We start from the raw sequence: 15,855 nt of genomic DNA, 5'->3' as shown, positions 1-15,855 counted from the left end.
TAATAGCTGTTATTCGCTGACTGATTTTGTTGTCGAATTGAATATTAACGCTCTGATTATTTTCTTAACAAATTTATGCATACGTATTCAGCGTAGTCGAACATCACAAATTTTAACAACATCTTTACAATGCACCCACCTAAGCAATTGAATATAAATGATTTATCAATTTTACTGTGTAAATTAATAGTAATGAAACATTTTCGCTATATTTTCGCCCCCAATTTGGTTACAAAAATAGGTACTAAGCCATTTATCTCGGTTAGATGGTGACTTAACGCAATTATAATGGGTACCAGTCCATACCAATGATAATTGGTCTTACCAATACTGTTATTGCACCATCGTGGTGTAAGCCAGATATATTATGCACCAAGCTGGTATTCGCGATCATAATTAAAGCGCAGCAGTCCTAATTGGTAAATTTCATTAGTAGATATTCGAGTTGTTTACTTTTAAATCAAGTTAATAAATTTTACTAAGATCAATGATGAATTTGGCGTGCATACGTATGCAGAGTTTTTACAGTATCTCACCCTTCACGTATGCTTTTGACATTCCGGCAACATATTGCATTAACGGTTGCCTAACAGTTTACATACACTGAGTGTCACGATGGAGAAAAACATGGCTCAAAAGCAGTGGTATAAAGGTGCGGTTATTTATCAAGTTTACCCGCGCAGTTTCCAAGACACCAATGGCGATGGCATTGGTGATATCAAAGGTATCATTGATCGCATTGATTATATTAAAAGCCTAGGTGTTGATGCTATTTGGGTTTCACCATTCTTTAAATCGCCAATGAAAGACTTTGGTTATGACATCAGTGACTATCGTGATATCGACCCATTGTTTGGTAACCTTGACGATTTTGATGAACTCATCGCACAAGCTCATCAACGTGATATTAAGATCATTATTGATCAGGTATTGAGCCATACCTCAGATCAACATCAATGGTTCCTTGATAGCCGTGAAGATAAAACCAACGACAAATCAGATTGGTACGTTTGGGCTGATGCAAAGCCTGATGGCACACAACCAAATAACTGGTTATCAATTTTTGGTGGCCCTGCATGGCAATGGGAACCGCGTCGTGGTCAATATTACTTACATAACTTCTTTGCTGAACAGCCAGATTTAAACTTTCATAACCCTGAAGTTCGTAAAGCCGTATTAGATAATGTTGAGTTTTGGCTGAAGAAAGGCGTTGATGGCTTCCGTTTAGATGCAATCAACTTTTGCTATCACGATGCTCAATTACGTGATAATCCAGCTAAGCCACCAGAGAAGCGTCAAGGCCGAGGCTTTAGCGAAGACAACCCTTATGCGTTCCAGTATCACTACTACAATAATACGCAACCTGAAAACCTTAGTTTTATGCAGGACATTCGTGCCCTACTAAACAAGTACCCTGGTACAGTTGCATTAGGTGAAATCTCATCTGAAGATTCACTGGCAACCATGGCTGAGTACACATCAGGTGGTGACAAACTTCATATGGGTTATAGCTTTGAGCTACTTACTAACGACTATAGCGCAGAATATATTCGTACCACAGTGAGCACTTTAGAGCAGCGCATGACTGAAGGCTGGCCGTGCTGGGCATTTAGTAACCACGACGTAGAGCGTGTTGCTAGCCGCTGGAGTCAAGGTGAAGAAATTGAGCCTCAGCAATGTAAGATGCTAACAGCCCTACTTGCTTCGTTACGTGGTAGCGTATGTATGTACCAAGGTGAAGAACTTGGTTTAGGTGAAGCAGAAGTCGCATTTGAAGACTTACAAGACCCATATGGCATTACATTCTGGCCAAACTTTAAAGGCCGTGACGGTTGTCGTACACCAATGCCATGGGATGCCGCAGATGCTGAACAAGCTGGCTTCTCAACAGTAAAACCTTGGCTACCTGTGGGCGATGCGCACAAACCAGTTGCGGTAAATACGCAAGATCAAGATAAAGATTCTATTTTGAATGCCTACCGTGAATTTATGGCATGGCGTAAAGATAAGGATGTACTGTTAGAAGGCGACATTGAATTTATCGATACGCAAGAGCCAGTGCTTGCTTTTTATAGAACGCTTAACGGCACTAAAATGCTTTGTGCATTCAACTTAGGTGCACAAAGTAGTGAACTGACAATTTCTGATTCTGTGACCTCACAGCATACTGAGATCTCTCATCACACAGCTGAATTAAACAATAATACAGTCACTCTGCCCGGGTTCGGTTGCTTTTACGCAACCCTGAATTAATAATCAGTTGTTAAAAACCAAGCCCTGCAATTGCAGGGCTTTTTTATTCCTAATCGTGGGATTAGTGGTTCATGGTTTTACTATTAATGTAATCTGTGAGCGCAAACAACACCCCCGACACCACAAACGTGACATGAATTAACACCTTCCAGAGTAGCTCATCTGTTGAATGGTTGTTCGAGCTAATAAATACCTTCAAAAGCTCCACAGCCGATATAGCGACAATAGCGCTTATCAGTTTCATCTTCAGACCCGAGAAACCAACTTTACCCATCCACACGGGCCTGTCTTCATGGTTGTCTATATTCAACTTTGACACAAAGTTTTCGTAGCCACTGAAAATGATGATAAGCAAAAGCCCTGCTAGTAGTGCAGTGTCAACTAAAGTCAAAATGCCTACCAGAAGCTCTTGGTTTGAAGCAGTGAACGTATTTAAGGCCATACTGTATAAATATTTAAAGAACTTTAGCAGCAGTAATACCACAGCGACTAATAAGCCAATAAAGAATGGTGCTAATAACCAACGCGAGCGAAAGATAAAAGTCTCCACAACTTGCTCTAGTTTGGTTGGTACTTTCTTTATTTTTGAATGAGTCACTTGTTCAGACATAAGTTAGTTCACTTTTCTTTTAAAATTAGCGCGATAATACGTGTTTTGACCTGACGATTACCAGCATTAGAAGCAAAAAGAATGGTTATTTTTTGCTTATCTTTACGATAAAAATTTTTCGTTATCTTTTTTTGAAATTTAGTTTATAAATTCACTCAAGCAAAGTGAGATACACATTGCGCACCATTACTGTGCAATTGAGCCGGTAATAATTACTTTTGTTGATTAGGAATAATTAAATGAAAAAAGCATTGCTAGCACTAATTTTGGCACCTGTTTTAAGCGTGTCAGCAACGAATGCAATCGCTAACGAAGCACCTGAAGCATCAGCTGAAATGATCAAAGAATACACTGAAATGTGTTTAAACTGGGCAAAAGATGATGACATCAGCAACGAAGAATTAAAGCCATACGTATTAAAATGTGTAAACGATGAGCTTGAAGCTGAAGGCTATAAAAAAGTAAAAGACGTACAAATCTAATTTTACGCCTACTTAGAATATAGAAAAACCGGAATGACACAATGATGTGCGCTCCGGTTTTTTGTTTTTAATGGCTGTAAAAATCTGCTAATGCACTTAATAAAAACAATAACGAACCTACCATGAATAACACCACCCCCACTGTGGCATATTCTATAAATGAAGGTAAAAATAAAGTACTACCAAAGAAAAAAGCACATGCTGATAAGATATTCACTAGCGCATTAACTTTAGGTGCGAGTGTAAATTTCATAACCATTCCTTATTCTGTTAATTCAGGGATAAAGTGAAATGCTTTAACTATGCGGTTCCAGCTGTTTATCTCCAGTACTACCGCCGTTATGGTCACGATATCTTTTTCGTTAAAGATAGCAAACACTTGGTTGTAAACATCGTCTTCAACATGTTTATCAATGACATTTGTTAAGGCTTCAGCCCAAGCGAGTGCTGCCGTTTCTTGTTCTGAAAACACAGGGACTTCACGCCAAGCGGCCAGTACATCGAGTCGCTGTTGACGCTCACCATGGCTTCTCAGCTCTGCGGAATGCATATGCTGACAAAACCCACAGCCATTAATTTGCGATACTCTTAGTCTTACTAAATCAGCGAGCTTAGTGGTTATGTTTGTATCTTCTGGCAGTGCGCTAAGCCCAGTTAAATGTTTAACAAGCCCTGGGTTGAGTGAATAAACTTGCTGTTGTGATAAACGTGTTTGCATTTTAAATCTCCTGTCTTGATGTTGTTGACAGAATAACAACAGCCTAAAAGCAAAGATTGGTAAAAATCGACATTTGCAATGCCATACAAGCATAAAAAAAGGGTTGCAACTGCAACCCCTTTTTATAATCTAGATAGATGTAAACTTACTTTTTAGCCGCCGCTTTTTTCTTAGCTGGCGCTTTCTTTTTACTCTCTTCTACCCACTTGCCATTTTGGTAGTGAGCAGTCCAGCCTGTGGCTTTACCATCTACTTCACTCATTACATACTGCTCTTTATTTTTACGGCTGTATCGAACGACAGAAGGATTACCATCAGGGTCTTTTGCAGGTGCGTCTGCAAGGTAATAGAACTTTTCAGAAATACGATCTCTAAAACGTTTTAACTCTTCAACTTTCGGCGCACGCGTTTCACGCGATTTAGGGAAAGTATTTGCAGCTAAGAAGATACCCGATGCACCATCACGTAGTACAAAGTAAGCTTCTGATTTTTCACACTCAAGTTCAGGTAAATGAACTGGGTCTTCTTTTGGTGGCGCGGCTTCACCGTTTTTAAGCAACTTACGTGTATTTTTACACTCTTCATTACTACAACCGAAGTACTTACCAAAACGACCCGATTTTAACTGCATGTCTGAGCCGCATTTATCACATTCGATAATAGGGCCGTCGTAACCTTTAATTTTAAAGGTACCTTGTTCAACGATATGCCCTTTACATGCTGGGTTGTTACCACACACATGTAATTTACGTGTTTCGTCGATCAGGTATGAATCCATTGCCGTTTCACAGATTGGGCAACGCTTCATTTGCATCAATGATTCAGTTTCTACGTCTTCCACATCTGCAGCAATAGCTTCATCGCCTGACACCAAGTTCATAGTTGTAGTACAACGCTCTTTTGGTGGCAGGTTGTAACCTGTACAACCTAAGAATACACCGGTTGATGCAGTACGAATACCCATCTTACGACCACAAGTCGGACAATCGATATCAGTCTCGACCATTTGGTTTTGACGCATACCACCCCGCTCTTCATCGCCTGAGGCAATTTCAAGCTGAGTTGAAAAGTCCGCGTAGAATTTATCAAGAACTTGTGTCCAAACACGTTCGCCTTCAGCAATATCATCCAGACGACCTTCCATCTTAGCGGTAAAATCAAAGTTCATCAGGTCTTCGAAGTTCTCGACTAAGCGGTCTGTAACAATCTCACCCATTTTTTCGGCGAAGAAACGGCGGTTTTCAACACGTACGTAACCACGGTCTTGAATCGTTGAGATAATAGATGCATACGTAGAAGGACGGCCGATGCCGCGCTTTTCTAATTCTTTAACTAAGCTTGCTTCACTAAAACGTGCAGGTGGCTTTGTAAAATGTTGTTTAGGGTCTAACTCAACAAGCGAGAGTACATCACCTTCTTTAACCGCAGGTAGTGATTGATCTTCTTCATTCTTTTTACGAACAGCCGGCTGAACTTTAGTCCAACCATCAAAGCGAAGCACGCGGCCTTTTGCTTTTAACTGATAATCACCAGCACCAACTGTTAAGGTTGTTAAATCGTATTCTGCAGGAACCATCTGGCAGGCAACAAATTGACGCCAAATTAATTCATACAGTTTTTTCGCATCCGCTTCAACACCGTCTAAGTGACCAGACAACACAGTAACACTAGAAGGACGAATCGCTTCGTGCGCCTCTTGTGCATTACCTTTAGAGCTATAACTAATCGGTGCTTTCGGTAAATACTTCTCACCAAACTGCTCTGTCACGTAATCACGACACATTTCAACCGCATCTTTCGATAAGTTAGTTGAATCGGTACGCATATAAGTAATGTGACCTGCTTCATATAAGCGTTGAGCCAGCATCATGGTCTTCTTAACACCATAACCTAGGCGTGTACTTGCTGCCTGTTGCATGGTTGAAGTAATAAATGGTGCACTCGGTTTACTCTTACTAGGCTTTTCTTCAACGCTAATGACCTTGTAGTCAGCTTTTTCAAGTTGACTAACGGCTGACATCGCCTGCTCTTCATTAACTGGCTTAAAAGGCTTGTCAGCGTGTTTGGTTACTTCTAGACGTAAAGCTGCTTCAGTATTTTTAACATCTGCGTGGATATCCCAGAACTCTTCAGGAATAAATGCTTTGATTTCGCGTTCACGCTCAACAAGTAAACGCACTGCGACAGATTGCACACGACCGGCTGACAAGCCACGTGCAACTTTAGCCCACAATAATGGCGACACCATAAAGCCCACTACACGGTCAAGGAAACGACGCGCTTGTTGCGCGTAAACCATGTCAGTGTTTAATTCACCAGGTGTTTCGAATGCCTGTTGAATAGCATTTTTAGTGATTTCGTTAAAAACAACTCTTTTATACTTTTCAGGCTCTCCACCGATAATCTGTTCGAGGTGCCATGCAATGGCTTCCCCTTCTCTATCCAAATCGGTTGCGAGATAGATTTTATCGGCGTTTTCAGCAAGTTTTTTTAATTCTTGAACAACTTTCTCTTTGCCCGGTAAGACTTCGTAATGTGGTTCCCAGCCTTTTTCAGGATCAATACCCATGCGAGCAACAAGATTTTTATAATCGCGTTGCTTTTTATAGGCAGCTTTTTCTTCTGGTGACATTTTTCGCACTTCAGCAGGGGTTTTCGTCGCTGCAGTCTTCGTTTTGCCTGAACCTGAAGTTGGTAGATCACGCACATGTCCAACGCTGGACTTTACGATGAAATCGTTACCTAAGTATTTATTAATTGTTTTAGCCTTTGCTGGAGACTCTACAATTACAAGTGATTTGCCCATAGCTGCCTATTTCTGACCGAGTATTTTTAAAAGTTTTTTGCCCTTATAAATGTATATCCATCACATTAAAAAAATAAGTATGATTTTTAACATTGGAGCACGAATATTTATAGGTATATCTACAAACACCAATTGTTACAAGCTTTTAATAGAAACTTTTCTTCATTGAGTGAATAATTAAACAATTTTTGTTGCTAATTTAGTCAATGTGGTGTTTTGCGGTAATTTCAAGGGGAATATATAGAACAGCAACAAAAATGCCAACCTTCTGGTTGGCATTTTTTTAAATTTAAACAATTAACTACTGGCTAGCCATCGTCACTAATTGCAATTCGAGCAGTTGAAATGTTGCCTTTCCCTGTTGTAAATTCAACAGTTAAAAAGCCTTCTGTTTTATCATTCCCTTCTGTTTCACGACTGATTGATAAAGTCTCCCCAAATGCTGCTGTTGCTGATGAATTTCGAAGTTCAAAACCATCGGTCCCACTGTACTCACCATTATCAGTAGTTACAGATACACTCGTTCCTGCAGGCATTGGATTATTAAAAATATCAGAGTAATAGACTGCGAAAGTTAACGCGGCTAATTCAGTTCCAGAATCAGCAGTTGTAATGTTGATATTTCTCACATCGCAATAATTAGTATCAGCTGTTTCCTCTAAATCGAGAACAAACGCACCTTTTACATCAGCTGCAGGAAAACGTCGGATTGGATTACATTCCTCAATATCCCTAGCAAGTTGCATTGCATTATCGGTGAAAACTGTAGGATCATCCTCAGTTGTTTCAGCAAGAGCAGCTGCAAATCGACTACGCAATTCATTTTTTGTCACTACAAACCGAGAATAAGCTGTACTACCTGACATAATGATTTCAAACGAATCTCGAATATCAACTAACTCTTTAGTGCACAGGCTTTCAAAAGTATCACTATCTGAAGGCGTTGTTGCTTCTTCTCGGCACACTAAACCATTATATTTTCCATCAGCGAGTGTATGCATTCCATTAAGATCAATATCCCAATTTTCTTCAAAATGACCCGCATTCGTATTTTCTGGACTACACGGATCATCAGTAGCACCTTCTTGACAATTTTCAGCGGCCTTTGTCACTGATGCAGTAACTGGGTCGTAAATTGCTGCTAAACCATCATAATAACCATTTTCATTATGATCGATAAATGCTTCTGTCAGGTCATAGCCGCTATAATATTCGTTGGTGTCAAAGCGGCCATTGCCATTAATGTCGATAAATGACTCTTGACCTTTTGCCGTTACAAGAACTGTGGCACGGCCACCTAATGGCACACCATCCTCATCAAACGCCGCATTTAAAATACCTGCCATACAAGGCGCTGCGGCTCCAAAATAAAGATCACAGTTAATTGCATCAGTTTTTGGATTAACGCTGTTGATTCTGTTACCCCATTTAGCTTCTGTAAATGGTTTTGGATTTTGAGAGCGCCATTGGGTAACACATTGCCCATCGACTGTATTACATTCCAGCTGAGGGTTAAACTCTGTGCCATCAATTGTTCCTATAGCACCGCCTTCTGTTGTTAAATATACAGATGTGCCATCAGGAACAGGGTTATTAAAGTGGTCGGCTAGATAAACGTTAATTTCTTCAAGATCACCATTATAATTTAATGCTTCGATATTAAAATTCGTTGGTGCAGCCGTGAAACTATTACCATCAGGTAAACCTGAGCTGATTGAAACAAGATCAGATACAGTTGTGACTTGCTGGTCTAAAGAAACTAACGAAAGCTCACCAGTTGGACATGATACATTGCTATCTCGGTCTGCTTCATCAAGGAGGCATTCGTCATAAAGCTCTTTCCAACAAGTCACATTATCATTTTGATCTTCAGGGATAAATTCATCCGGTATGTAGCATGCTTGCACGCGAACAGCTTGAGGTACAAAACCAGAATTAACTTGAATTCGTGCCAAACCTTCTGAATCTGTAGATACACTAGCATGAGAATAACCAGTTGCATCTGTTACCTCAGAAAGTGAAATACCCCCATTCGTTGAGCTTAAACGAAAATCTAAGCGCTTTTGTTTAGCCGTATTACCAATTTCGTCTGTTAACTTAAATGTAAGTTGGCTAATTTCTTTTCGAGATACGCCACCGGTACCTTTTAGCGCAATTACATTCTCGGTTGCTTCAACAAATTCAATCGAACTTACAGCAGCGGCTGATACAGGGACATTCACTGAAACAACTTTTGGGGTTCCACCGGTAAGGACTGTTGCTGTAACCGTATCACCTTGTGTTGTGTTGCAGCCGTTACTTCTGTATGTCGCAGTTGCAATACCGCTAATGCTTGTCGCGGTTTCATCCATAACAGCAAGATCTGACTCAACGCAACCAGATGTAAACTCAACATCTAATGGCGTTACAAACAGCGCGCCGTCAGCATCATAAATACTGACTGTAATAACCGTTGTTGCGCCAGCTGCAAGTGGTACAAATTCGTCATCAATAACATTGCCAGTATCGTCTACTTTGTTATATAAGCCATTGGAAATTTCTACACTTAACTCTGCAGTTGCAATTTCAAATGCTTTTGATGCTGTCACCGATTTTGCAGTAACAGACACTTCACCTGCACCACTATTTGCGCCAGGTTGTAATTTTAAAATTGCAAAACCGAAGTTGTCAGTAAGCGCTTTTCCTGATTCTGGTAATAAAGCGCCAAGATCAGTCGAAAGCTCAGCGATAATACCGTCGATACCATCACCCGAACTTGTATCAGTTACTTTTACCATTACGTCGATGAGTTCGTCAGATGAAAACTGATTTACGACACGACACCCTGAAGCTAGGTAAGTTGTTTCAAGTGATGTTGTATTACGATTAGCCTCCCAGTTAGTTGCGCACCCTTGCAACAGCTTGATATCAAGTTCCGCTTCGGCACTTTCAACAGGAGCATCATCACCATTTGAGATAAAGCCTGCAATTTTAGTTATAGTGTTACCGCTTTCATCCGTGTATGTAGCAACAACTTGACCAGCCCCTTTAGAATCCCCACTGCTTAACGTTACTGAAGCTTCACCATTTGCATCAGTTAATGCAGTGCCTAATACAGGAGTGATTTTGCCTGTATAATTTGTTGTAAAAGAAATTAGCTGCCCCTGTAAAGGCTGATCTTCTTCTAATAAAGTTGCAGTAACTGTCCCTTTATTATCTTTGCTAACAGGGTTATCAACTGTAAATGGGGAGCCAGCGCTGTCTAAAATTGACACATCAAGAGTAATACTGCCACTAACACTCGAGTCATCTGTTTCAGAACCATCTGATGTAAAGCCAAAAGTGTCAGTAAAAGTCTCTTCGCCATTAGCGTATGTGGCAGTAATTATGCCAGCCCCTGCAGTATTGCCTGCAGTCAACGTAATCGATGCCACACCGTCCGCATTCGTCAATACCGTACCAGATACAGGGTCCAGCAAGCCAATATCGCCATTAAGGCTAAAACTGACTACTTCGCCAACAACTGCTACACCGCTATTTGTCAGCGTTGCCGAAATAGTTAGAGGTGAATCAGCTGTAACAGTATTCGCTTCTTCTGATGAAGATTGGTTGTAGCCTTGAACAGATACTACATAGTTTGGCTCTTCTGTTGTGCCGTCACCGCCATCAGATGAATCACTGTCTAATGATCCACCACCGCCACAGGCGGCTAACAATGAGCTGAAAAACAAAATACTTAGCCATCGTAATAAAGGCATCGCCCTCTCCCTAGTTAGCTATTTCTTATTTATATGTATGTTTACCTAATATTAACCTAAAAATTAAACGAAGATCATAATTTTTTTCCTCTAATGGAAGCGAAATTCTTTAACTATTTATCGAATTTTTCTGTATAAAAATCTTCATGCTGGTAGTCTATGGCCAAATTTATAAAAAAATAGACTGGGTGTATGTCAAAAGTACGATCTTTAAGCCTTACATCTCGTATCATGTTAGGTATGGTACTGGGTGTAATCGTTGGTTTTATCTTCCAAGCCATTTTAGCGGGTGAAGACGATTTCCTTATTCCACTAGGGTTATTCTCTTTACCAATTAAAGCATTTTTTGTTGATGGTATTTTCCATGTTGGTGGCCAAATTTTCATCGCAAGCTTAAAGATGCTTGTGGTGCCACTGGTTTTTGTATCATTAGTCTGTGGTACTTGCAGCTTAAGCGATCCTAAAAAGTTAGGCCGTTTAGGTGGTAAGTCTATCTTGCTTTATTTAGCAACGACCGCAATCGCGATTACTGTTGCTATTACCTTGGCCTTATTAGTAAACCCAGGTGAAGGAATCAACTTACCTTCGGATGCTAACTACAGTGCAAAAGAAGCACCTACCCTTGCGCAAGTCATTATTGGTATGTTTCCAACAAACCCTATAGATGCCATGGCAAGTGGTAACATGCTTCAGGTTATTGTTTTTGCATTATTATTCGGTGTTGCTATGGCCCTTAGCGGTAAAGCAGGCCAACGTGTTGCAAATGTTTTTGAAGACTTAAACACTGTTATTTTAAAGCTAGTTACCTTACTTATGAACATTGCACCTTATGGTGTGTTCTTCTTAATGGCAAAACTCTTTACAACCATCGACTTAAAGCTAATTAAGAGCCTTGCTTTATACTTCGGTGTGGTTGTATTTGCACTTCTGTTCCATGGTTTAGTTAACTACAGTGTCTTGTTAAAGTTATTTACTGGCCTTAACCCAATTACGTTTTTAAAGAAGATGAAAAACGCCTGCCTATTTGCATTTAGTACATCTAGCTCAAGTGCAACTATGCCTATTACCCTTGAAACTGCGAGCAAGAAATTAGGTGCTCACAATTCAGTTGCTTCATTTACTGTACCTCTAGGCGCAACCATTAACATGGACGGCACAGCAATTATGCAGGGTGTTGCGACCGTGTTCATCGCACAGGTATTTTCTGTTGATTTAACAATTTCTGATTACTTAATGGTAATTTTAACTGCAACACTTGCTTCTGTAGGTACTGCGGGTGTACCTGGTGTTGGTCTTATTATGTTAGCCATGGTACTAAACCAAGTAGGCTTACCTGTAGAAGGTATTGCTATCATCATTGGTGTTGACCGTTTACTCGATATGACACGTACCGCTGTCAACGTAACCGGTGACTGTATGGTTACCTGTGTGGTTGCAAAATCTGAAGGTGAATTTGATGAGGACGTATTTAACGACCCAAATGCCGCTAAAGATTTAGAAGACTATCATAAGTCAATTAAGTAAAGACTTATTCGCAGCCCATAAAAAACCCGCTAAGTTAGCGGGTTTTTTATTGATAGTGCTTGATTATGGATTTAAGCCTTTAAAACGTGACATTAAACTAACACCCGCTTTACTTACTCCAGAACTTAAACCAACGGCTAGCTTATCGCTTAAATTCTTTTTAATACGGTATTTCACTTTATAAATTTGACGCTCTTTAGCTTGGCTCAATAAGATATCATCACTTGTGTCAATCTTATCAACTAAGCCTTTATCATATGCTTGAGTGGCAAACCAATGCTCACCGGTTGCAACATTATCAATATCTAGTGATGGACGCTGCTCACTTACAAAAGTTTTGAATAAACCATGAGTCTGTTCAATCTCTTCTTTGAACTTTTCACGGCCTTTATCGGTGTTTTCACCAAAAATAGTTAATGTACGCTTGTATTCACCAGCGGTGATTTGCTCAAAATCAACATCATTCTTTTTCAAGATTTTATTAAAGTTAGGAATTTGTGCAATAACGCCAATCGAGCCAACAATTGCAAAGGGTGCTGCAACAATCTCATTGGCCACACAAGCCATCATATAGCCACCACTTGCTGCTACTTTATCAATCGCAACCGTTAAATGAATTCCAGCATTACGTAAGCGTTGCAATTGAGAAGCGGCAAGCCCATAGCCGTGCACCACACCACCACCACTTTCAAGGCGTACCAGCACGCGATCTTTTTCTTTGTCGGCAATGGTTAAAATAGCGGTAATTTCTTCTCGTAGGCTTTCTACTTCGTGGGCATCAACACTGCCATTAAAGTCAATTACATATAAACGTGATTTAGGCTCGTCGTTTTGCTGTTTTTTAGTCTCAGCTTTTTGCTGTTTTTGGTGAGCCTTGAGCTCTTTTTTTGAAAGAGTATTTTCGATAAAGCTTTGTTTAAGATCATCAAGTTGCTCACTCAAATCATCAATCGTTATCTCACCTTTCTTCGCTTTAGGTTTCACTGCAGCGCCCATGATAATGGCAACAATCACAGCAATTGCGATGACAAATGTCAGGGTTTTTGCAAAAAATAACCCATATTCATATAAAAATTCCAATCAAACTCTCCATTTATTAATGCATCGGCACAATTTACCACGCTTTAAAGCAAAAAAAAGCCACATGATGTGGCTTTTTACTTAATTGGTGTTTACTTAATTAGTAAGGTTTCGATTATTCAGTAACAACTTCTGGATTAGTCACCTGAAGATACTGACCACGGGTTGCTAGGAAAGTCGCGATTTGCAATTGCATTTCTGCAGTTGCCGCTGCACTTTCTTCAGCTGTTGCACCTGAATCTGCCGTTGCAGCAGGTGTTAACACTGAGCTGTGGTGCCCTTTAGTGAATTTAACCACATAACTCATTGCATCAGCTGTTGGGCCTTGTGTTTCAGCCACGGTTGATAAACCCATTAGGTTAGCAAGAGGTAAGCTACCAGCAATTGGGTTACTCGCTACCATAGGTGGAATAACCATATCAGCATTGTTGTTAGCACCATCGCCAACCACTACACTCATGTACACTGGCGTGCCAAGTGCTGCAACAGATGCTGCATAGTTAGAAGGGTCGCCGCTATCAAGTGCTGTTTGCGCAGCAAAAGCAAATTGAGTGATCACACTTTGAATATTTGCTAGTTTTGCAGTTTCACCAGCAACCGTTAGTGAACCAATATATTCTTTATAAGCACACGTAACGAAAGCAGTTTGATTCGAGGCAAGTGAACCACAGTTTGATAACGCTTCATTTTGAGCATACGCACCAAACTCAGCTGACTCTTCAATACCAGCAGCAAGTAATACCGAGCCTTGTACAAATGGGCCAAATGTATTTGACTCAATTAAGAAACTTGCGATACCGCCACCACCACTGGCAAGTGCTACGCTTTTAACGTTGAACATTGGATCAACTTGGTCAGCTAGCGGTGCATTAGTCACAGCAACAAATGCTGGAGCAACTACCGAGCCTAATGAATGACCTAAGAATGATACATCTTGCGCATTTAAATCAGCAGAACCGGTAAAGTTAAGACCTAAGCGTAAGCCAAGTAAATCAGCAACTGATTGACGTAAGCTATCACGCGCTACTAATAATGACTGTAAGTTCATATAGCTTAATACAGAACCTGTAGAGGCATTGAAATCATCAGTGCCATCACCGTCTACGTCTACACCACGCTCACCATGCATAGGATGATCGATTGCAGCTGTTGCAAAGCCTTGCATTGTTAGCTGTGCGGTAATAGCAAGCATATCTTCTTTTTTAGAAGTAATACCGTGCTGAAGGATAACGACAGGCCAACCACCTTCAGGCATTGCTAACTCATCCATACCTAACTGACCACGTATTGCATTGATCACAGGTAAAATTGGTTTAGTAATTTGTACTGGCACGTTCGCAATGCTTTGTGTCTTTGGAATTGTGTTGTACTTAGTTAAGTGTTTAGTTTGGTCTAAGCCTAAATCACGTAACTTGCCTTCACTTAACGCCATACAAAGGCCATCAGTTTCGCTAATAGGATCTGTTGGGAATGAGTCACCCGCAGCGGCCGCATAACCTAACACAGCAACACCACTATCACATAAACCTTGCCAGTAAGTCGCTGATAAATCATCAACCGATGTGCCTGTAGGCGTAGCTAAATACATAGGTAACATCACGCTACCTTTTTGATATTGCACACCACCAAATACAGGTGATAAACCAGTAACACCCTGTGATGCAAATACTTGCTCAACTGTAATAACTGGTTGGTCAGGAATCTGCACCATCGGCGTTGGCAAGGCTGGTTGCGAAAGACTAGCCGCTAAAAGCTGTTTTACTGTACCAAGCACTTGACCTGCTGATTGCATTGTCATCGCAGCAGAGTAGATAATTTCATCTTTTGTGATGGCACCGCCCGATGTCACTGCATTTTCGTAGCTATTGATAACCGCTTGAAGTGACTTTTGTGAATCAGTAATAAGAGTAGTCTCTTCACTCACTAACGCATAAGTTGAAGATGGCTCAATTGAACGCCCTTCTGAGTCCATTAATGACGTTGTCAAAACATTAATGTAAGTGCTGCCAGCTTTAAATGGCTTAAGTGGGATCACAGCAACCGCATCACCAGAACCTTGAGTGATGAAGTCTACGCCAAAGGTTAACTCAGAGACTAATTTACAAGCGATACCTGCTGGCACTTGCGAGCAAGTTTCATCTGTTTGGCTTGCACCCATTACAACTTCAAAAATACGCACAGCTCCTGGTGAAGCAGCAGATGTCATATCAAGAGAGATACCCGCAGGAAAAGTTAAATCGATTTTAAACGGAGTTTGTGTTGACCAGCCATCAAGGGCACCAAGTGCAAGCTGAGGATCAGCATAAGCTGCACGTTCAACACTGACATTGTTGTCGTCTAATTCACCCGGCATGTTTAAAGTACCATCAAGGGTACCACTCATCAGTAAATCATTCGGTACTGAGATTACACTATTCGCTGGGTCAAATTTTACTGTCGCGGTTGGGAGAACAGGAGGGTTATCATTTTTTACATCTTCTAATGTTTCTCCTCCACCACAGCCAGTAATGGCTGACGCAATGGCTAGTGAGAGTAGCAGTTTTTTCATAATTTCGCTCCGCGCAAATCTTATTGTTATTGTGTGTTCAAGGTTAAAAGTAGTTATTCTACTACCTTCATTCTAAGTTAATTTAATGTAATTAGGT

At 40.6% G+C, this 15,855-nt stretch carries 10 protein-coding genes; 3 read left to right on the top strand and 7 right to left on the bottom strand.

Going from position 1 to position 15,855, the window contains the following annotated elements; all coding sequences use genetic code 11:
• Positions 1 to 627 precede the first annotated feature (627 nt).
• The gene (locus KQP93_RS07715; RefSeq protein WP_217876550.1) at positions 628 to 2,253 is read left to right on the top strand and encodes an alpha-glucosidase family protein; all 1,626 of its coding nucleotides are present in this window, start codon (positions 628 to 630) and stop codon (positions 2,251 to 2,253) included.
• Between the two features lie 61 nt (positions 2,254 to 2,314).
• On the opposite strand, the gene KQP93_RS07710 is transcribed toward KQP93_RS07715, so the two are convergent.
• Positions 2,315 to 2,863, bottom strand: coding sequence for a TIGR00645 family protein (locus KQP93_RS07710; protein ID WP_055198746.1), 549 nt, complete (start codon positions 2,861 to 2,863; stop codon positions 2,315 to 2,317).
• Positions 2,864 to 3,102: 239 nt separating this feature from the next.
• Between KQP93_RS07710 and KQP93_RS07705 the strand changes: the two genes are divergently transcribed.
• Positions 3,103 to 3,345 carry a hypothetical protein gene (locus KQP93_RS07705; protein WP_054551458.1) on the top strand — a complete coding sequence of 81 codons (243 nt, stop codon included), beginning with the start codon at positions 3,103 to 3,105 and terminating at the stop codon, positions 3,343 to 3,345.
• Positions 3,346 to 3,412: 67 nt separating this feature from the next.
• Here KQP93_RS07705 and KQP93_RS07700 read toward each other — a convergent pair whose 3' ends face one another.
• The 4 genes from KQP93_RS07700 to KQP93_RS07685 form a co-directional block, all read right to left on the bottom strand.
• Entirely contained in the window at positions 3,413 to 3,598 is a 186-nt protein-coding gene (locus KQP93_RS07700; RefSeq protein WP_217876549.1) for a YrhK family protein, read from the bottom strand.
• A gap of 9 nt (positions 3,599 to 3,607) precedes the next feature.
• The gene (locus KQP93_RS07695; protein ID WP_217876548.1) at positions 3,608 to 4,063 is read right to left on the bottom strand and encodes a carboxymuconolactone decarboxylase family protein; all 456 of its coding nucleotides are present in this window, start codon (positions 4,061 to 4,063) and stop codon (positions 3,608 to 3,610) included.
• 145 nt (positions 4,064 to 4,208) lie between these two features.
• Entirely contained in the window at positions 4,209 to 6,869 is a 2,661-nt protein-coding gene (topA, locus tag KQP93_RS07690) for a type I DNA topoisomerase (RefSeq protein WP_217876547.1), read from the bottom strand.
• Between the two features lie 308 nt (positions 6,870 to 7,177).
• Complete coding sequence (locus KQP93_RS07685; RefSeq protein WP_217876546.1) at positions 7,178 to 10,606, bottom strand: hypothetical protein; 3,429 nt, start codon at positions 10,604 to 10,606, stop codon at positions 7,178 to 7,180.
• A 192-nt stretch (positions 10,607 to 10,798) separates the two neighbouring features.
• On the opposite strand from KQP93_RS07685, the gene KQP93_RS07680 reads away from it, so the two are divergent.
• Entirely contained in the window at positions 10,799 to 12,130 is a 1,332-nt protein-coding gene (locus KQP93_RS07680) for a dicarboxylate/amino acid:cation symporter (protein ID WP_217876545.1), read from the top strand.
• A gap of 63 nt (positions 12,131 to 12,193) precedes the next feature.
• Here the strand turns inward: KQP93_RS07680 and sohB are convergent, their stop codons facing one another.
• Both sohB and KQP93_RS07670 read right to left on the bottom strand, forming a co-directional pair.
• On the bottom strand, positions 12,194 to 13,210 hold the full coding sequence (gene sohB / locus KQP93_RS07675) for a protease SohB (RefSeq protein ID WP_217876544.1): 1,017 nt from the start codon (positions 13,208 to 13,210) through the stop codon (positions 12,194 to 12,196).
• 115 nt (positions 13,211 to 13,325) lie between these two features.
• Positions 13,326 to 15,758 (bottom strand): VolA/Pla-1 family phospholipase, encoded by a 2,433-nt coding sequence (locus KQP93_RS07670; RefSeq protein ID WP_217876543.1) that lies wholly within the window; start codon positions 15,756 to 15,758, stop codon positions 13,326 to 13,328.
• Positions 15,759 to 15,855: the final 97 nt, after the last annotated feature.

Origin of the sequence: Pseudoalteromonas shioyasakiensis, from assembly GCF_019134595.1 — a bacterium.
Taxonomy (GTDB): Bacteria; Pseudomonadota; Gammaproteobacteria; order Enterobacterales; family Alteromonadaceae; genus Pseudoalteromonas; species Pseudoalteromonas shioyasakiensis_A.
The sequence above is the reverse complement of the archived record's forward strand: the minus strand, read 5'-3'. Positions and strand labels throughout refer to the sequence as shown.